Below are 18988 nucleotides of genomic sequence, written 5' to 3'. Positions count from 1 at the left end.
GTATTAGTGATTGAGTAATATGTCGGGATGATTTTATAAACCGGTTTATTCACCTGCTATTAAATCTTGATACTACATACTCATATCTTGATACTAATTTAAAGCAACTCAAAAATCCCCGCAGCGCCTTGCCCGGTTCCAACGCACATGGTTACCATTCCGTATTTTTTGTGCTGTCTTTTTAATTCGTTCATGATCTGTACGGTGAGTTTTGCTCCGGTACAGCCTAATGGATGGCCAAGTGCAATAGCCCCTCCATTAACATTGATAACATCGGGGTTTAAATCTAAAGTTCTGATTACCGCTAAAGATTGAGAGGCAAAGGCTTCATTCAGCTCAATTAAATCGATATCTTCTTTTTTCAAACCAGCTTGTTTCAGTGCTTTTGGAATAGCCTCAATTGGCCCGATGCCCATAATGCGGGGCGGAACACCTGCAATACCGTAACTTACCAGTCTGGCTATCGGCTCGGCATTCAGTTCTTTCATTTTCTTTTCAGACACTACCAGAACAAAAGCAGCACCATCAGATGTTTGCGATGAATTACCTGCAGTTACGCTTCCAACCGCATCGAATACAGGTTTCAGTTTCGCCAATTTATCTAAGGTAGTATCTGCACGTGGCCCTTCATCCGTGTCAACTACATAAGAACGCGTTTTCTTTTTCAAGTTGGCATCCAGGTAATTTTCGTTCACCGTGATAGGCAAAATACCATCCTTTAAATGACCATTTTTAATGGCATGAATGGCTTTCTCGTGAGATTTTAGTGAAAATGCATCCTGATCCTCACGGCTCACCTTATACTCTTTGGCAACTGCTTCGGCGGTTAAGCCCATTCCCCAATACCAATCCGGATTATTTTTTGCCACCTCGGCATTAGGCACCAGTTTCCAGCCCCCAAAAGGCATTCCACTCATTACCTCAACCCCACCGGCAATGATACAATCGGCCATACCAGCCTTAATTTTGGCAACTGCCGTAGCAATGGTATCTAAACCCGATGCACAGTAACGGTTTACGGTAACGCCTGGAACCTTATCGGTATCCAGCCCCATTAGCGAAACCATACGGCCTATGTTTAGCCCTTGCTCTGCTTCTGGAGTAGCGTTACCCACAATTACATCATCAATCTGTTCTTTATCTAAATTCGGAACCGAAGCCACCAGGGCCCTAATTACTTCCGCAGCTAAATCGTCGGCCCTTGTGAAACGGAATACACCGCGGGGTGCTTTACCCACTGCTGTACGGTATCCTGCTATTATGTATGCTTCCATTTTTTTTTAGTATCTAGTAGCCAGAATCAAGTATCAAGACCTAATCCTCGCATTGTTTTATTTGTTAATTAATGTAAGTAAAACTTTATTCGTCATTCGTATCCTGATACTTGATACTCATTCCTAAATATTTAACTCACTAATTCCTCAACGGTTTACCTTTCGTAATAATTGACTGAATCCGCTCCAACGATTTCCGTTCTCCTGCGAGTGATAAAAATGCTTCTCTTTCCAGATCCAACAAGTATTGCTCGGTTACTTCTGTTGGATAAGATAAATCGCCACCACACATTACATAACCTAATTTTTCGGAGATTTTTTTATCGTGTTCAGAGATGAAATGCCCTGCATACATGCTATTTGCACCTGCATAAACAATTCCTAATCCTTGTTTTCCCAGAACTTTAATATCGTTGCGCTGAACCGGTTTGGTATATCCTGCATCAGCCAGTTCAATGGCTTTGGCTTTTGCGTCGGCCAATAAACGGTTGCGGTTCATCGAGATTGAAAATTTATCTTTTTGGAGGTAACCCAGTTCGTAAGCTTCGTAACCTGAAGTAGAAACTTTGGCCATTCCGATGGTTAAGAAACGGTCTTTCAGTGCATTCTGCACAATTTGATCATCCTTATATTCATCTGAGGCGCGCAAAGCAAACTCCTTTGTTCCACCACCACCCGGGATCACGCCCACGCCAAACTCTACCAAGCCCATATAAGTTTCGGCAGAAAGCTGTACGTGATCGGCGTGTAAACTAAACTCACATCCACCCCCCAAGGTTAGGTTATGAGGAGCTACCACAACCGGGATGGAAGAATAACGGATACGCATTGAAGTATTCTGGAACATGCGTATTGCCATATTCAGTTCGTCCCACTCCTGTTCTATCGCCATCATAAAAATCATCCCCACATTGGCACCAGCAGAGAAATTTGCACCATCATTGCCAATCACCAGGCCACGGTAATCTTTCTCGGCCATATCAATGGCTTTGTTGATTCCGGAGATTACATCACCACCAATGGTATTCATTTTGGTGTGGAATTCTACGTTCAGAATACCATCTCCCAGGTCGATGATCGAAACACCAGAGTTTTTCCAAAGGGTTTTCGTTTCGCGCAGGTTGTCTAAAATGATAAACTCATCCGTACCCGGTAAAGCTTTATAATTTTTAGAAGGGATATCGTAATATTTTTTGATGCCGTTTTCTACTTTATAGAATGATGTATTCCCCGCATCGAGCATTTCGTGCACCCAGGCAGCCGCTTTATTGCCATATTGCTCCATGCCCTCGATGGCCTCTTTTACACCTACAGCATCCCACAACTCGAAAGGACCAAGTTCCCAGCCGAAACCTGCACGCATGGCATCATCAATACGGTATAGCTCGTCAGAAATTTCTGGAATACGGTCAGATACATATTCGAACAAACCAAAAGAAGAGTGGCGGAACAGTTCGCCTGCCTTATCTTTTCCTTTAGCAAAAATCTTCATCCGCTCACGAAGGTTCTCCACCGGTTTGGCCATTTCCAAAGTGGCTGATTTTACTTTTTGCTGAGGTTTATACTCTAATGTTTTTAAATCAAGTGCCAGGATTTCGGTTTTACCATCAGCAGTTTTTGTTTTTTTATAGAAACCCTGTTTGGTTTTATCGCCAAGCCACTTGTTCTCTTCCATTTTCTGCACATAAGCCGGAAGTTTAAACAGTTCATGCGCTTTATCGTCAGGACAGTTGTCGTAAAGACCTTTGGCTACTTTGATCATGGTATCTAAACCAACCACATCAGAAGTACGGAAAGTAGCCGATTTTGGCCTGCCCAGCGCTGGTCCGGTAAATTTATCTACTTCTTCTACAGTGAGATCTAATTTCTCAACCAGGTGTAAAAGTGCCATAATGGAATAAACGCCCACACGGTTAGCAATAAAAGCCGGGGTGTCTTTACATAAAACGGTTGTTTTACCTAAAAACTTATCACCATAATGCATAAGGAAATCAACGATCTCCGGTTTTGTATAAGGGATAGGAATAATTTCTAATAATTTTAAATAACGCGGTGGATTAAAAAAATGTGTTCCACAGAAATGCGCTTTAAAATCTTCGCTCCTGCCTTCTGCCATGAGGTGTATCGGAATACCGGAAGTATTTGAAGTGATTAAAGTACCCGGCTTACGGAATTGCTCTACCTGTTCGAAAACTTTTTTCTTAATATCAAGATTTTCGACCACCACTTCAATCACCCAATCGTAACCAGCAATTTTCGGCATATCATCGTCGAAGTTTCCGGTTTTGATCTTATTTAATGCTTTTTTGGTATAAACCGGTGATGGATTGGTTTTCACTGCGGTTTGCAAAGCTGCATTTACAATCCGGTTTTTTACTGCTGGGTTATCCAGCGCTAATCCTTTTGCCTGCTCTTCGGGACTGAGTTCTTTTGGGGCGATATCCAATAGCAATACCTCAACACCAATATTGGCGAAATGGCATGCAATACGCGACCCCATAATACCCGAACCTAAAACAGCAACTTTATTAATGCTTCGTTTCATTGTTATCTATTTGCTTTTCAGTAGTCTTAAAGAACCTGTTTTAGCCATTACCAAACAGGCGATTTTATATCTGATTAATCGACAGTATAAGCTACCGTGATTTCGTTCAGTTTGATGAGTAAATTAATGAAGGTTTCTTTCTCTTTTTTAGTAAAATGCTCATCGAGGTATTCATTAAATTTCCTGACAACACCTTTGGCCAAATGTTTTTTCTCTTTACCAAAATCAGTAAGGAAAACTTTTACCGAACGTTTATCCCCTGCAGAAGTTTCGCGGTAAATCAGGTTGGCTTCTTCCATATTGTTTAACATACGGGAAAGGCTGGTGGCTTTAACACCCAGCAAGGCAGCTAAATTTGAAACAGCTGTGCCATCAGTATCGTCAATGTTGATCAGCATATATCCAATGGCCTGTGTAATCCCAAAACCGGATGCCATCTGATTATACTTATTAAACATATTTTGCCACGCAAACTTAACATGGTAATCTATGGTTTGATGTTGTTTCATTTCTGTTAATTTATTATGCTTGCATAACAAAGCTAATGAATGTATTTTGTTAATGCAATAAAGATTCCGATTTTTTTTGTGTTTTATTTGTAGATTAGATCAACACTAATACACGCAACATGAAAAATAAAATTAAAATTTGGCTGATCATTTCTGCAGCTATGTGCACTGTAAACATTACCAAAGCGCAGGTATCATGTTTTGCACAGTCTTATTTAAACGATAATGATTTTAAAAAATTTAAAGGTACTACCACACTCTTTACTTTAAGATATGATGACTATAAAAACATTGAGAAATACCGCGAGGCTATTCAAAAATCATGGACTATAACCCCGTTTTTAATTATAAAACCAAACGAATTAGCTCAATATCAAGACAATCCTGCATACTCTTTTTTCTATTTTGATAGCTACACAGAACAAGTCGATTCTCTTAACTCCCTAAACGTATTGTATGCCCTGAAACTCGGCGCTCATAAAAGGACAAAAAAAAACATGCCCGTTATAGCCACCGTAAATTTGTACCCAGATTTGTTTACGCTTAAATACCTGGAAGATATTGGTTATAGTTTTACATCTACATCTAATAAAAATAAACTTTTTATTAATAACCTTTACCAGCATGCCACATTTTATAATTGGTCGCCCGGCATGTTAACCACTTATTTAATGCTATTGAATAATGCATTAATATCTAGGAATGAATTTGATATTGAATTCGAAACCACTGATAAATTAAGTCTAAGTAAGCTTAAAAATGAGCCATTGTATATTCCTGATTATGTCAAAGACAGCTTTAATCAGGAATTCAATCAGTATTCAATCCTTAACGAAGTAAATCAAGGCAAAAGTGAAAAATACCAATATCAAGTTCAGTTTGTTTCTACAAAAGAGCTTGATGAATTAATATTAAAGCCAGGTTCAAATATAAAATATCTTGTTTACACACAAAATTCCTTTGATAAAATCATTTCCATTTATGACAGCAGAAACAATAAAATTATTTACCAAAAATATACTCCAAAATCATACGGTTTCAGAAACAGTGATCTGAGCAATATTCAAAAAAATCTAAATTAAAAAAGCCCCTGATTTTCATCAAAGGCTTTAACGGGTAAAATTAAGTTTCTAGTAAAGTGTAAACTCTACGCGACGGTTTTGCTGACGACCAGCTGCTGTTTTATTAGAAGCAATTGGCTGACCCATACCGTAACCTGTAGCTTCGATACGTGATGCGTTGGCACCTTGAGAAACCAAATAAGCTTTAACAGATTCTGCTCTTTCTTTTGATAAACGTAAGTTTAATTCTTTTGAACCAGTATTATCGGTGTGGCCTGCCAGCTTTAAGCTGAAGTTTTTCTGAATTAATAAGGCAGCAACCCTGTTTAACGAAGCGTAAGATTTAGGGCGGATAGTTGCTTTGCCTAAATCGAACTCTAAGTTTTTAATGGCTTCATTAACCACTTTGCGGTCTTCTTCAGTTACAATTACTTTTTCTACAACTTTTTCTGGTGTTTTTAATGGACAACCTGAACCATCTACTACCGTACCGGCAGGAGTATCAGGACATTTATCCAATTTATCTGCAACACCATCACCATCGGTATCTTTTAAGATATCGTTCAATTCAGCACGTAATTTTGCGTTATCTGCTTTTTGTGCGTTTAAATCAGATTTCAAACCTTCTGCAGTTTGTTTTGCTTTTAAAGCTTCGTCATAAGTTAAGGCTACAGGATTATGGAAAGCCAATTGTTTTCCGCTACCTAAAGCAAATTCCAAACCTGCATAAGCGTAGTTGTATTTATCATTACCACCTTTGTAGTAACCATCTAAGTTATCTCCATCCACAAAGTTGATTGTCCAACCCAAATCGAAGTTAACCGCATCCGAGATTTTAAATTTAGCACCTAAGCCTACAGGGATGATCAACTCATTGATGTTTTTATCTCCTGCAAAAAGAGAGGTACCGGTTGCTGTTGTAATGGTTGGTTTATAACCAGCAATACCTGCACCAGCAGAAGCATAAAGCTGTAAAGTGTTTTCTTTTTTAAACATATCGATATTGAACATGTTTACTACAGCGCTCAAACTTCCTGAATAAGATAATTGTGTATCGAAAGCCCTCACCGGAGAGTTGTTTACCGCTCCGCTTTCATAAGGTTCGGAGTTATCGCCTTTTAATTTACCACGAACTCCGTCTAAACGTAGGGAGAAATAAGGTGTAAATTGTTTTTTGATGTAAAGGCCATAACCAAAACTCGATTTGTTATTGCTAAAATCGTTTTTGCCACCCAATGGCGATAATGGCGTAAGCACACCGGCGTTTACGCCGATAGACCATGTTCTGAACGTTGTTGATGTTGCAGGGCTTTCCTGAGCTGAAGCAACAGACCCGATGAGTAAACCAGCGAGCGCAACTGGTAAGGTTTTAAATAATTGTAATTTCATAATTTTCTGTATAACGTTGAATAGCGTTTCACAACCTTTACAATAGCCATACCAAAAACTACAGGCATGTAAAAATACTTATCAACTTTTCCACAGCATCAGCTTAAGAAATCTTATCCTGATTACAGCTTTTTACTTATTTAATATCACCGGCAAATTTCCATCGGGTACTGAAATTTTCGGGTAGTTGCTGGTTGGTCAGTAAAGCCCTTACCATTTCTACCGGCATATTATTTTCGTGTAATATGCGGTTGTGGAATTGAATATTAGTCATTTTACCACTTCCTACCAGCTCCTTATGCAAAGCCCTGAATTGCAGGCCGCCCAACATGTAACCAATTTGATAAAGCGGTCCGTAACCTCCTGTAAAAGAGCGGCGCACCTCTGCTTCGGCGTTGGCCCGTTCAAAACCTACACGATCTACCAGAAAATCGATACATTGCTGAGGTGTCCATTTACCCAAATGATAATTCATTGAAAAAATAATGCGCGCACAACGGTGCATGCGCCAAAAAAGCATCCCGATTTTATCTTCAGGAGATTTAGGAAAATTCTGGTCCCAAAGCAACATTTCCCAGTAGAGCGACCAGCCTTCGGTCCAGAAAGGTGTACTAAATGCCCGGCGGTAAGGTTTATAGCGGCTTTGCATAAAATATTGCAGGTTATGCCCCGGGATGAGCTCATGAAATACTACCGCTCTCGAAAAATGGCGGTTGTTTCCTCGTAAAGTCATCATTTTAGCATCTTCGCTCATATCTTCAGTTGGATAGGCAATTAATACCGATTCGCCACCTAAAAAAAACGGGGCATACAATTGTTCCTGCGGGCTTAACATGCGCATACGCCAGCCTTCTTTAGCCATTTCCGGAATAGCGATCAGCTTGTTTTTTTCTACAAAGTTGATGGCTTCATTGGCCAGTTCATAAACCAGTTCGGGTTGCTTGCCCAATTCAGGGTAATCGGTCTTTACCTTTTCGAGTGCTTTTTTCCAGTCGTTACCAAAACCCATTTGTTGCGAAGCCCTGAGCATTTCGGCATCACACCAGGCAAACTCCCGTATTGCAATGGCCTCAATCTGCTCGGGCGTGTAGGCAATCATTTCATCCTTTAGGTTGCTTAACAATGCATTTCTTCCTATCGGATTGCCAACAATACCACTTCCATCATCCCGAACATTAGCAGGTTTGGCCATTTTATCCAGTAGCGCAGCATAATCTTTCATGGCGTCAACCACTTCCGGATAAACGGATTTGGTGGCTTTGGTAAATTGCGGATCGTAACCGTCGTAAAACTTATAAGCTTCAGTAAATACGGCCTGGTATTGATTGATGGTTTTTTGCGTCCACAAAGCCTGCGCCGGGCTAACAGCAAGCTCATTCTTTTCTACCGCCTTTGCAGTTTTCAGGATCGCTGCTTTCAGTTGTTCGAATTGCTGCTGCGTAGTTTTACCATCCTGCTGCCGACCAATCCTGCGTTTTGCTTCAAAATCAAGCAGGATATTGGCAAAAGGCAAGGTAAAGATGCTGGTCTTAAATTCTGCATAGTTCTGCTGTAAAGCTGCCGAATCAGAACGGATATCGCGCTTAAGCAAGAGGTAATCAACTTTTTCGTTTACCGTAAGTTTGCTAAAAGGCAATGCTTTTAATTGTTTTTGCCATGTGGTATAAAAGCGTTCCATTCGTTTATAGTATTCTTCCGATTGCTTGAGGCTGTATTTGCGGTTAAGCATCGTTTTATCTGACTGATATTGGTTTATCAGCGGACTTACAAGGCTGGCTTCGTTGATCTGGGCCTGCACTTTTACCATAAAAGTTAAAAGTAAAAACAGCGGAAATAATCTGCGCATAGCAATAGGTGGTTTGGGTTAGCTGACGCAATATAAGAAACGGGAAGAATTGGCCATAACGGGGCAATGTAACTTATTGAAGATACTCCGCTTTTATCCCTTAAACAATGCCTAAACGCAGGGCTTTCAATCCACTTAAACCCTGCAGGTCTTCTAAATCAAGATCTTCGCTTTCAACTCCCAACACCCCGGTTTCCTGCAGATATTTTACAAACGGGAGGTAGTCGTCTATATCGCGTTTATTCAGATAAATGAGTGCCAGTTTATCAGGTTGGGTTAGCCGCTCATCAGAATTACGGATAAGCACTTTATCGATCCTTTTTTTAATCATCTGGTACCGGATGTTGTAAGCTCCTTCAACATCAAATTTCCGCTCATCGATCCTGAAGCTGATATCGATCGGGTGGTTATGGATAAAAATTAATTGGGTAGTGGCCAGCTTAACAGGCAGGTCGGCCTGGCGCTGCCGCACCATCTTTGCAATTGCCGCCATTGATGAAAGTTGCCATAAACGCAGGTTCTTCAGGTGAAAATGATTGAAAATACGGTCGGGTGCAATAGACTGCCCGATGTAGATGTCGTATTCCACTCCGTCTGTCCTGAATTTCTCGAAATAGCAAGGGAAAGATTCCTGTAGTTTTTCGCGTTCGGCCTCGAAATAATTGTTAATGTCAGTATTAATCAGCTGCATGGATGTTTCTAAAGCCTGCCGGTTTTTGTATACCACGCCACCTTGCACTGAAATACTTTCGAGGTACTGATCAATCATACTTTTCGTATTGGGGTGCGATTGCGAAATAAGCCTCAAATAATCGCTGGTTTCTTCATTGAGAAAAATATTGAGGCTGTTTTCTTCGGTGGTATTCAGCTCATCGTCATTCAAAATGGCACTCCATTTATTACAGTTAAAGATGATTTCGACAAGCAGTGCATCGCTATAGGTCTTACGAAGCTGTTCGAGCGTATTGCGGAGCAGGCTTAAATGCAGATTAAGATCGGCTCTGCTGGCAAGATTTCTCTCGGTTGTCGAGTTCCTGATATCTATCGCTCCATAAAACGGATAAACATCGGTAAAGCTGATGTCTTCGGTACGCAACGGCAAATTCTTTTTCTTATTGCGCAGGTAATGCCAGGCTGCTTCATTAAATTTCCATTGCACAGCAGGCTGGATGGAAGTATATTTCTCTTTAATGATATTTTCGAGCTCGAGGTTAAATTCATCAATGTAAACCTGCAGTAACTGGGCAATGGGTGCCAGCACCTGCTCCAGCAGCGTAATTTTCTTTTCGTCGAACGTTTCGCCAACCCAGGTGTGCATGCCCAATACACCAACCAATACCTGATTATGAAATACCGGTAAAAGTGCCATCGACTTTACATTCAGTTCTCTGAAGCGCGCTAACCAGGGAAACATTTCTCTGCTTTCGGCCCAGATATCGGGCGAGTAAAATGAATTGGGATTTGCGGCATAGCTCTCGGCAATTTCCTGAAAAGCTTCAGGGCTCAGCGTTTCTTCGCCCCACACCGAGAAAAGCAATCCACTTCCTTCTTTCACATAACCATAAACCATTTTATTGTTAACCCTTACAAAAGGAAAAAGATCAAACTCTATATTGGCATTCTGAACCAGTATCTTAAGCGACTGAATTACAGCCGAGTAAGCCGAAACTTCGTTACCCGGCACACGGCTCAACCTTACGGCTTTAATATTTTCGACGGCCTGCCTTGCGGTAACATCGGTAATCGTCAGTACTGAAATGCCCCTGAGTTCGAAAAGCGATAAGGGCAATACTTGCTGCAGCTTATCAAGTCCGGATTCTTCACTTAAGCATTGCTGTAACTCCCTATAACTGAGTTGGGGCAAGGGTTTCTCGGCTTTAACCTCGATAAATCCCGTATTTACCCCAATCTGAAAATAGCCCGGCAAAGCAGTATCTGAATTGATTCCCGAATGATATTTTTCCTTTAAGGGCACATGGAAAGCATATAATTCGTTAAGAATAAATGAATAGATAAAATGAAGCCGATCCCGCTGTTGCTGCTCGGCCGTTCTTGTTCCGGTAAAGGTGCTCTGATCTTTTTCTTCATGCTCAAGCAGCTCATACATCAGTGCTGTTCCGTAAAAAGTAATGGGCTGCATGGGTGCACAAAGGCCCCAGGCCAGTTGATCTTCGGCCAGAAGTGAGGGCGAAAGGCAGGCGTACATATGTTCAAGCAATAACTCATGCCAGTAGATGTCTTCCAGCGCAATAACCTGATCATCTATTCCCTGCTTTTTAAATTCTTTAAGGGCATTGCGGTAAAGCGCAGATTTGACGGTTTGCTCTTCTTTAATTTTTCGATGCAGGTATTTTATGAAAGGCCCAAAAGAGATGGCAGAATCTACGCCAGGTAAATCCGGATAATTGACGGCTAGATTAAATATGCGCTTTTTCATCTAAAGCAAAATAGCAAATTTAACCTATAAACACCCAATCTGAAGGAAAAATATGAAGAACCACTACTACCAGCCAACGGCCTTATCATCCCCCCGCGGGTCTGCTCCGCCCTGATAGTTACCCCATTTTGTCCTCAAAATGGCATCTACCCTTCCAATAGGTCCCTTTACAACAATAGAATAACCTTTGGCCTTTAATTTTTGGGCGGCCAGGCTATCTATGGCATCTTTTTCTACGTATACCTCATCAGGCAGCCACTGGTGATGAAATTTCTTAGCTGCCACCGCCTGTTGCATCGACATGCCAAAATCGATTACATTAATGATGGACTGAAATACCGACGTTATGATGGTAGAACCACCGGGGGTGCCCACCACCATAAACAGCTTCCCTTCTTTCTCCACAATAGTGGGCGTCATGGAGCTTAACATTCTTTTATTGGGTGCAATGGCATTGGCTTCGCCGCCAACCAGGCCATACATATTGGGTGCACCGGGTTTAACCGAAAAATCGTCCATTTCGTTGTTCAGCAAAAAACCTGCTCCCTTTACGGCAACCAACGATCCATAAGAGCCGTTTAATGTGGTGGTAATCGAAACGGCATTGCCATTACGGTCTACTATAGAAAAATGTGTGGTTTCTTCATGTTCTGCGCCTTTAATTTCGCCGGCCATTATGGTACTGCTCGGTGTTGCCGCAGCCCAGTTAAAATTTGCCATCCGGTTTTTATTATAAGCGGCCTCTAATAACTGCTGTTGCGGAACAGCATAAAAATCGGGATCTCCCAAATGCGTGGCACGGTCTGCGTAAACCCGCCGCTCGGCCTCTACAATTACCTGTACGGTTGAATCGGAATTGTGCCCCCATTTTTTTAAAGGATAAGGTTCTACCGATTGCAGCAACTGAATTAAGGCAATGCCTCCGCTGCTGGTTGGAGGCATGGTAATAATCTTATAGCCTTTATAACTTCCGGTAATGGGTTTTCGCCAGGCTGAATGGTAATTATTTAAATCTGCTTTGGTAATTAAGCCTTTGCCGCGTTGCATTTCGGCCACCACTGAATCGGCCACAGCGCCTTCGTAAAAGCCTGCCCTGCCCTTTTGCTGAATGAGCTTTAGTGTATTGGCCAATTCTTGCTGCACCAATACATCATTTTCGCGCCATGGATGTTCTAAATTTACGAGTGCCGTTCCGTTAGGGTTAAAATCCATTAATTTTCTGTGCAAGCTGTTCAGCTCGCCAGCCTGCCGGTTCGTAATGTTGAATCCGTTTGTTGCTAAATCTATTGCAGGTTGAAGTACCTGTGCCCAGGTTAGCTTCCCGTATTTTTTATGGGCCTCTACCATACCATCAACAGATCCGGGTACACCGGCAGCCAAATGTCCGTAAAGACTTTTATCTACTATCGGGTTACCGGCAGCATCGAGGTACATATTCCTGCTCGCTGCCGCAGCAGCTTTCTCCCTAAAATCCAAAGCATTTATTTCGCCATTTGCACCTCTGTATACCATAAAGCCGCCACCGCCGATGTTCCCGGCATTGGGATAAACAACCGCCAGGGCAAACTGTACTGCAACAGCAGCATCAACTGCATTGCCTCCTTTTTTTAAAATATCTACCCCAACCTGCGAAGCTTCCGGATGGGCAGAAACCACCATGCCGTTTTTATATTCACCACTATTATTTTTACCCAGCTGCCCGGTTACACAACCTGTTAATAAGAACACCAGGCCCAGGTAGCTTACCGATTTTTTAAAATTATTGAGGGGCTTTATCGTTCTCAGCATGTTTATCGATTTTTTATTGCTTATTGTCTTTTTCCGGTAACCAATTTCTTATTTAACCCTGGCTTTCAGAAAGAAGAATACTTTTTCAGGAAAGTTATAAATATTTACCAATCTGTGCATATAATTTTTCCTTGTCACTTGGTCTTAAAGCATCTTTCACAACTAATTTCCCATCTTTAATAATTAAATAACGTGGTATGGCGTAGCCCTTACCTTCCCACAATTTATCAATTAAGTCTTTCTGCAGGGCATTATTTGTGCGGATATGATTACCAGAAAGTTTATAATATTTTATCATTTCTTTCCATCTTTGGTCTTCCGTATCCTTATCCATGGAAATAAATAACATTTCAACGCCTTTAGCTTGTAGAAATTTTTCCAGACCTGCACTATATTCAAATTCAGCTTTACATGGTCCACACCAGGTTGCCCAAATATCTACAAATACCGTTTTGCCTTTAAACCTGTTTATTAAACTGTCTAAGCTGTTAATTTCAGGATAATTGGCTACAAATTTTTCATTTGCGGCATAATCCTTTTTTATATCCTTTTGGTAAGCTAAAATTTTGTTGGCCAATGGTTGTAAAAAGGGCGAAAAATTGCTTTTCGGATAGTGAGATTTAAAGTTGTCGAACAAATCAAGCAAAATTCTTTGATGATTACTCTGCAACATTTCATCATAAAGAAAGGTAGCCAAAAGGTATTCTTTTGTTCTACCGCTAAAATTATCTTCAAAGCTTTTATAGTTGCTTTTCAGGCTTTCATCTTCGTTTCTTTTCGATGGCTTTATCCCCTTTTTTAAAGGAAGATAATAATGAAGATAGGTGCTGGCATAGTATCTTGCATGGTAGTAAAAATCAGGATAAAAGACATATTGAGCATTATCTACCGGGTGTTTCTGGTATACCTCTGCCCACATTTTATCCAAATCGTTATTTATTTTTTGCTTCGTACTTAAAACGATCATCGGGATGGCCGCTTGCAGAATGACCTGTTCCGCAGAAAAATACCTTTTTATTTCGTTATAAAAGTTTGCGGAGATCTTTTGCCTGGAAAACAGCCCGGCATAAGGCTTTAGTACTTCATTCTTATCATTTTCGAGCAACTGATATAAACCGGCCGAAGTGCTGTCTCTCTTGTAATAATCTCGGGCCCTGTACTGATAAAACTCAGTATTCCTTTTGCTAAAAAGCAACATTCCCTCCATATTCCGGTCACTTTTTACCAAAACATTATTATCCAAAACCAAATTCGTGGTACCTGGCTCAATTAAAATTTGGTTATTATTGATACTCAGCCATGCAAAGTTTTTTATTGGTAAAGAATAATGTATTGTACTATCTGCACCAAAACTTAATTCCTTTACAGCAGGATAAAACCAGGTATTATCAACAGGGGTTTGAATTTTAAGTATATTATTTTTGGCATGCAGTATCTTGATAGTAATTTTTGCCTGTTGGGCAGAAGTATTTATCGCTGCTGTAGTTAATAAAATAAATAAAATAATCCGGTTCATAATTTTGACTGGCTTATGCCTTTTCTAAATTCTTATGCTGAAATCTTTTTACGGTTTATATCCCTCAGCATCTTTATATATCTTTTCAATTATTTCGTTGTTTTTTTCGGTGATTATCTTTCTTTTCAGGCTTAATTTTGGCGTGAGCTCACCACCATCAATGCTCCATTCCTTAGGTAGTAAAGCGAATCTTTTTACCTGCTCCCACTTACCGAATCCTGTGTTGGCAGCTTCGATCACTTCGTTGTATTTGGCAATAACCTGTTCATTTTTAATTAACTCCTCTATTGCCGAAAAACTAATGCCTTTCCTGCCCGCCCAGGTTTTTAAGGTTTCGAAGTTAGGTACAATCAGTGCAGAAGGGAATTTCCTGTTCTCTCCCAGAACCATAATCTGTTCGATAAAGATCGATTCTTTATATTTATTTTCAAGTATCTGTGGGGCCACATATTTGCCTCCAGCTGTTTTGAACATTTCTTTCTTGCGGTCGGTAATCTTTAAAAAGCGGCCCTCTACCATTTCGCCGATATCTCCCGTATGGAACCAGCCATCCTGATCGATGGCTTCACTGGTTAAATCAGGCCGGTTGTAGTAGCCCTTCATTACCTGGTGTCCGCGGGTTAATACTTCGCCATCTTCGGCAATTTTAACTTCAACACCTTTAATCACCTCGCCCACCGTACCGAACATGATACCGCCGTAATGATTTACTGTAATTACCGGTGAGGTTTCGGTTAATCCGTAACCTTCGAAAACCGGCATACCCGCTGCCCAAAAAATACGTGTTAAACGTGGATTCAGTGCAGCTCCCCCTGATACGATCACCACAATTTCTCCACCCAGGGCTTCCTGCCATTTTTTAAAAACCAGTTTACGGGCAATACTCAGTTTAAAGTTATACCAGGCGCCCGCGTTAACGGAGTATTTTTCGGCCAAAGCAACCGACCAGAAGAAAATACCTCTTTTAATACCGGTTAATGATTTCCCTTTCTCCATAATCTTATCGTACACTTTCTCGAGCAACCTCGGAACGGTAGAGAATACGTTGGGTTTTACATGTTGAATATCGGCCACAATGGTTTCCATGCTTTCGGCGTAGTATACCGCAGTAGAATTAAACAGGTACAGGTAAATAATCATCCGCTCGAAAATGTGCGATAAAGGCAAAAAGCTTAATCCCTTTTTAACCCCTTCGGGAATCAATACCGATGAGTTGACAAAGTTGGCCACCAGGTTATCATGCGTAAGCATTACGCCTTTTGGGGTACCTGTTGTACCCGACGTATAAATTAATGTTAAAACATCTTCGGCTTCAACCTGCGAACGGTAATCATCCAGATTTATATCTGCAGCAGCCTGGCCCTCGTTTATCAACACCTTCCAATTTTCGGCTTCGGCAATTTCGTTGAAACTATAAATCTTTATGTCTGGGTTTATGGCATCGATACAGGGCTTTATTTTTTTATACAATTCCTCGTCGGCCACAAACACAATCGTCACCGCTGCATCCTTTAATATAAACTGGATATCATGTTCGGCCAGCGTTGGGTATAAGGGCACCTGGTAAGCTCCGATCTGGTTGACGGCAAAATCGGCAATATTCCATTCTGGCCTGTTATGTGACATTACGGCCACTCTTCCTCCTTTTTTGATGCCTTGTTTAATTAACCCACGACTCAAATTATCAACCGCATTACAAAAATCGGCTGTACTATAATTTATCCATTCTCCTTTAATTTTTCCGCTGATGAATTCGTCCTTAGGATTTTCGAGGCTGTACTTCAAAAGATCAAAAACCCGTGTAATTTTTGCCGCCATATGAGTTGTTATTATTTGGTTAAGTTAAAAAAATCAATCATTAAGATTGAGCATTATGTACTTTTTAATTTAAATAATACCATCCTGCTTTGCCAGGAGCTGTATTTATTAGGATTAAAAAATTTAATACTAAACTTAGTAATTACAAAATTACTATGCAAGCATTGTTTTTTAATCTTTCGAGATTTTGACCTTAAAAACAGAAACGGCATTAAAGTTGTTAGGCTGATAATTATTTTACAAAAACATATCAATTATGAAAAAGTTATTTACAATTTTAGGATGCATTGCATTATTTGCCCTGAGTACAACAACCGTTAAAGCTCAAAACTATAAAACCGGATTAGGTTTAGGTATCGATTTCGGGGATGGCGCTACATTGGTTGGTCCATCGATCAGACATCACTTTAGCCCTAAAGCAGCTATCCAGGGCGATGTGCTTTTTGGTGGTAACTCAACAGTTATTCAGGGATTTTTACAGTATAATGCTTCAATTCCGGGAGCAAGAGGTTTAGATTGGTATATTGGCGGTGGTCCATCTGTTCAATTGTATGATGGTGGTTCTAGCTTCTACCTGGTACCAATGGTTGGTTTAGATTATAAATTTTCAGGAGCGCCTTTGGCACTTGCCTTAGACTGGAGACCAAGACTTTATATCGGATCTAACGACAGTGACTTTAATGCCGGCAGATTTGGTTTAGGCTTTAGATATACTTTCTAGCAAAACGCATGGCGCTAAGCATAAATTAGAAAACAAAAATCCCGTAAGAAATTCATCTTACGGGATTTTTTATGCCATGAGCTCAAGACTCCAGGCTAAATCCCCGTCCATTTTTTTAACACCGCCTTTTGTGCAGGTGTTGCATTTTCGTTAACGGTTGCTTTTAATCTTACCGTAGGATTTTCTTTTAAGGTTAAAGAAATTTCTTTCTCAAGTCCGTCACGGATTACTTTGACTTTCAATACATCGCCAATATTCTTTTTGGCCACCAAAGGAATCACATCTAAAGATAACATAGGGCTTTTTAACCTTACCGTTGATAGCGCATCTCTTAATGAGGTATCATCTAAACTGAGTACCACATCATTTACGTTTAAACCATTGATCCAGGCTGCAGAGTTCCTTACGGTAGAAGTAATTACCAAACCATCGTTGGTTAATTGTCCGGAAGCACCCGTAACCGGCTTACCTGGTGTTGCATTTTCTGCTGATACCTCTACACCGGCATAGCCAAAGTATTTTACATATTCCACATCATCTACCCCGTTAACATATTTTGCCCAAAAATTGGTAAAGCTGATTCCAGCTATTTTTTCGACCATAGCTTTAAACTCTGCATCCGTATAACCGCGTTTTAGCGTTTTACATTGCAGGTACATCGCTTTCATCACATCATCTAAGCTTTTAGCTCCTTTTGTGGCATTAATGATTTCAAGATCCATTAAAATACCGATTACCTCACCTTTGTTATAATAAGAAATCGAATTGTTTTTAGAGTTTTCGTTCGGGCGGTAACCAATAATCCAGGCATCATAACTTGATGAAGCGGCAGATTGATATTTCGCACCTGGCGTATTTAATACGGTACCTACGCCGCCAACCAAATCTTTCAAAAATTCATTTACATCGGTAAATCCGGCTCTGTGCAGGTATTTATTTTCGTAGTAGGATGTAAAGCCTTCAGCTACCCAAAGATTGGTGGTGTAATTTTCGTTGTCGTAGTCAAACGGGCCCAATGCAACCGGGCGCAAACGTTTAACATTCCAAAGGTGGTGATATTCATGTGCCACCAAAGATAAAAATCCTTTATAACCCTCGGCCGTATTGTAGGCATTCCGGGTAGCTCCCAAAGTAGTTGAGTTTAAATGCTCTAACCCCCCGCCTCCTTTTAAAAAGTTATGAACAATAAACAGGTAGTATTTATTCGGATTTTCGCCATAAACCTCTGTTTCTTTTTCTACAATTTTGGCCATATCAACCTTAAGTTTTTCTTTGTCGTAGTTACCTCCGCCATACATCGCTACTTCATGGCGAACACCGGCAGCTGTAAACTCAAAGGTATCCTGGTTGCCTACTTCGATCGGGCTATCATACAAAATATCAAAATCGGCTGCTTTATAGGTAAACTGCTCACCTGCAACCGGAGTTAAACCGGTTGAAACTTTGCTCCAGGTAGTAAAAGGAATAATTTTAACGGTACTTGGCGAATTGATCATCCCATCAGGATGCATAAAAATTCCTGTTGGGGATAAGAAAGCATGAGATTCGTCGATAAAAGGGGTACGCACAGAAATTTCAAATGCATAAACACGGTAGCTGATCTGGATATTGGCGGCTTTAGCCGAAAAAATTCTCCAGGTGTTTTTCCTTACTTTTTCAATTTTTACGGGTTTACCTGCTGCAGTAGCCTTAAATTCTTCCACACTTTTTTCAAATTCCCGAACCAGATAAGAACCCGGTGTCCAAACCGGCATTTTTACATCTACATAATCTTTTACCAGGCCAGAAATATTCATCCTTACTTCTGCATAATGCGCTTGCGGTTCTTTAAAAGAAACCTCAAAGCCTATTTTTACCTGTGCCTTCGCTGCCATAATACACGTTAGTAGTAAAACTAAACTTAAAATTGATTTTTTGTTAAACATATTGATATTGACTGTGTTTTGCTGCAAATTTAGATTTATTGATGGGGTTTTAATATAAAATAGCTAAATATGGTGTAAAATAGTTGTTTCTGTTTCAGTGGTTCATAGTTAATGGTTGACAGTCTTTTAGCCAATTAAACCATAAAAATCAATTGTCTT

12 protein-coding genes are annotated in these 18988 nt (G+C 40.5%); 2 read left to right on the top strand and 10 right to left on the bottom strand.

Going from position 1 to position 18988, the window contains the following annotated elements:
• Window positions 1-98: 98 nt before the first annotated feature.
• From GGQ60_RS20315 to GGQ60_RS20305, 3 genes are all read right to left on the bottom strand, one after another.
• A complete protein-coding gene (locus GGQ60_RS20315; protein ID WP_183767833.1) occupies window positions 99-1274 on the bottom strand; it encodes an acetyl-CoA C-acyltransferase in 1176 nt (391 codons plus the stop codon).
• A gap of 139 nt (window positions 1275-1413) precedes the next feature.
• Window positions 1414-3819 (bottom strand): 3-hydroxyacyl-CoA dehydrogenase/enoyl-CoA hydratase family protein, encoded by a 2406-nt coding sequence (locus tag GGQ60_RS20310; RefSeq protein ID WP_183767831.1) that lies wholly within the window; start codon window positions 3817-3819, stop codon window positions 1414-1416.
• A 74-nt stretch (window positions 3820-3893) separates the two neighbouring features.
• Complete coding sequence (locus GGQ60_RS20305) at window positions 3894-4328, bottom strand: MarR family winged helix-turn-helix transcriptional regulator (protein WP_183767829.1); 435 nt, start codon at window positions 4326-4328, stop codon at window positions 3894-3896.
• Between the two features lie 119 nt (window positions 4329-4447).
• Between GGQ60_RS20305 and GGQ60_RS20300 the strand changes: the two genes are divergently transcribed.
• A complete protein-coding gene (locus GGQ60_RS20300; protein ID WP_183767828.1) occupies window positions 4448-5410 on the top strand; it encodes a hypothetical protein in 963 nt (320 codons plus the stop codon).
• A 48-nt stretch (window positions 5411-5458) separates the two neighbouring features.
• On the opposite strand, the gene GGQ60_RS20295 is transcribed toward GGQ60_RS20300, so the two are convergent.
• The 6 genes from GGQ60_RS20295 to GGQ60_RS20270 form a co-directional block, all read right to left on the bottom strand.
• Window positions 5459-6778: a DUF6089 family protein gene (locus GGQ60_RS20295; protein ID WP_183767827.1), complete on the bottom strand. Its 1320-nt coding sequence runs from the start codon at window positions 6776-6778 to the stop codon at window positions 5459-5461.
• Between the two features lie 136 nt (window positions 6779-6914).
• Window positions 6915-8624: a DUF885 family protein gene (locus tag GGQ60_RS20290; RefSeq protein WP_183767826.1), complete on the bottom strand. Its 1710-nt coding sequence runs from the start codon at window positions 8622-8624 to the stop codon at window positions 6915-6917.
• 100 nt (window positions 8625-8724) lie between these two features.
• Window positions 8725-11061, bottom strand: coding sequence for a GAF domain-containing protein (locus GGQ60_RS20285; protein WP_183767825.1), 2337 nt, complete (start codon window positions 11059-11061; stop codon window positions 8725-8727).
• Between the two features lie 66 nt (window positions 11062-11127).
• Entirely contained in the window at window positions 11128-12849 is a 1722-nt protein-coding gene (gene ggt, locus GGQ60_RS20280) for a gamma-glutamyltransferase (RefSeq protein WP_183767824.1), read from the bottom strand.
• A gap of 94 nt (window positions 12850-12943) precedes the next feature.
• Complete coding sequence (locus tag GGQ60_RS20275; protein ID WP_183767823.1) at window positions 12944-14365, bottom strand: TlpA family protein disulfide reductase; 1422 nt, start codon at window positions 14363-14365, stop codon at window positions 12944-12946.
• Between the two features lie 48 nt (window positions 14366-14413).
• Window positions 14414-16183: an AMP-dependent synthetase/ligase gene (locus tag GGQ60_RS20270; RefSeq protein ID WP_183767822.1), complete on the bottom strand. Its 1770-nt coding sequence runs from the start codon at window positions 16181-16183 to the stop codon at window positions 14414-14416.
• Window positions 16184-16439: 256 nt separating this feature from the next.
• Here GGQ60_RS20270 and GGQ60_RS20265 point away from each other — a divergent pair, with 256 nt between their 5' ends.
• Window positions 16440-16904, top strand: a complete 465-nt coding sequence (locus GGQ60_RS20265) for a hypothetical protein (RefSeq protein WP_183767820.1) — start codon at window positions 16440-16442, stop codon at window positions 16902-16904.
• A 95-nt stretch (window positions 16905-16999) separates the two neighbouring features.
• On the opposite strand, the gene GGQ60_RS20260 is transcribed toward GGQ60_RS20265, so the two are convergent.
• Window positions 17000-18778: a M61 family metallopeptidase gene (locus GGQ60_RS20260; protein WP_229685172.1), complete on the bottom strand. Its 1779-nt coding sequence runs from the start codon at window positions 18776-18778 to the stop codon at window positions 17000-17002.
• Between the last annotated feature and the right edge of the window lie 210 nt (window positions 18779-18988).

The organism is Pedobacter zeae, from assembly GCF_014196715.1.
Classification (GTDB): Bacteria; Bacteroidota; Bacteroidia; order Sphingobacteriales; family Sphingobacteriaceae; genus Pedobacter; species Pedobacter zeae.
The sequence above is the reverse complement of the archived record's forward strand: the minus strand, read 5'-3'. Positions and strand labels throughout refer to the sequence as shown.

Coding starts and splice junctions, on each gene's coding strand:
- GGQ60_RS20310 (WP_183767831.1), bottom strand. CDS start 3,819: ATGAAACGAAGCATTAATAAAGTTGCTGTTTTAGGTTCGGGTATTATG.
- GGQ60_RS20305 (WP_183767829.1), bottom strand. CDS start 4,328: ATGAAACAACATCAAACCATAGATTACCATGTTAAGTTTGCGTGGCAA.
- GGQ60_RS20265 (WP_183767820.1), top strand. CDS start 16,440: ATGAAAAAGTTATTTACAATTTTAGGATGCATTGCATTATTTGCCCTG.
- GGQ60_RS20300 (WP_183767828.1), top strand. CDS start 4,448: ATGAAAAATAAAATTAAAATTTGGCTGATCATTTCTGCAGCTATGTGC.
- GGQ60_RS20290 (WP_183767826.1), bottom strand. CDS start 8,624: ATGCGCAGATTATTTCCGCTGTTTTTACTTTTAACTTTTATGGTAAAA.
- GGQ60_RS20260 (WP_229685172.1), bottom strand. CDS start 18,778: ATGGCAGCGAAGGCACAGGTAAAAATAGGCTTTGAGGTTTCTTTTAAA.
- GGQ60_RS20275 (WP_183767823.1), bottom strand. CDS start 14,365: ATGAACCGGATTATTTTATTTATTTTATTAACTACAGCAGCGATAAAT.
- GGQ60_RS20315 (WP_183767833.1), bottom strand. CDS start 1,274: ATGGAAGCATACATAATAGCAGGATACCGTACAGCAGTGGGTAAAGCA.
- GGQ60_RS20295 (WP_183767827.1), bottom strand. CDS start 6,778: ATGAAATTACAATTATTTAAAACCTTACCAGTTGCGCTCGCTGGTTTA.
- GGQ60_RS20285 (WP_183767825.1), bottom strand. CDS start 11,061: ATGAAAAAGCGCATATTTAATCTAGCCGTCAATTATCCGGATTTACCT.
- ggt (WP_183767824.1), bottom strand. CDS start 12,849: ATGCTGAGAACGATAAAGCCCCTCAATAATTTTAAAAAATCGGTAAGC.
- GGQ60_RS20270 (WP_183767822.1), bottom strand. CDS start 16,183: ATGGCGGCAAAAATTACACGGGTTTTTGATCTTTTGAAGTACAGCCTC.